The sequence below is a fragment of the Microbacterium sp. H6 genome, assembly GCF_003314775.1.
Lineage (GTDB): Bacteria > Actinomycetota > Actinomycetes > Actinomycetales > Microbacteriaceae > Microbacterium > Microbacterium oxydans.
Map to the genome: position 1 here is coordinate 9,778 of NZ_QOAY01000174.1, position 752 is coordinate 10,529.

General features: G+C 72.2%; 1 pseudogene. It reads right to left on the reverse strand.

Annotated features, from left to right (window positions below):
- A pseudogene (locus DSP71_RS11145) lies at window positions 1-752 on the reverse strand (polyketide antibiotic transporter); the annotation flags it as partial.

Sequence of the window (752 nt, forward strand, 5' to 3'; positions counted from 1 at the left end):
ACCACGCCGACGATCACGTAGTCGGCGAGCCAGCGCACACGACCGACCGGGGTCGCCAGCACGGCCTCGGCTGTGCCGTGCGCCTCCTCCTGCCGTGCGCGCACCACGATCTGCACGGCGCAGCACGCGGCGAGGATGCCGAGAAGGGTGAAGAACACGGTGACCACGACCTCGTCGAGCCCGCCTGTCGCTCCGCCGATCTTGGTCAGGATGTCGGCCACGGCCGGGTTCTCGCCCGAGATCCGGTCGACCAGTCCGCTCAGGGTGGTGGCGAGGATGCCGGTGATCGCTCCGCCGACCGCCCACCCCACGATCGCCCCGGACGTGAGCCGCCACACCAGGGCATGCGGCGAGGTGAGCGCGGGCCGTGCCGAGACCCTGCCGGGGCGCTCCGCGACGAAACTCGCATCGATGTCTCGCATCGACTGCACGGCGACGGATGCGCCGGCGAGCACGAGTCCGAAGGCCAGGCCGAGCAGCACCGGCCAGACCAGGTCGGAGTCGTAGGGGCGGGACTGCTCCACCCACCCGAAGGGGGACAGCCACGCCGGCCACGCGCTCGTGATGCGGGTGAGATCGTCGCTCGGGGTGCCCGCCGCGTTGCCGATGCCGCGGATCAGGAACATCGCCACGAGCGCCCAGACCGTCAGGGAGTTCGCGCCTCGAGAGGTGCGCAGAAGCTGCGCCGCGAGGAGGCCGACGCCGAGGAACGCGATGCCGCAGGACGCCGCTGCGGCCCCCGCCAGGACCGA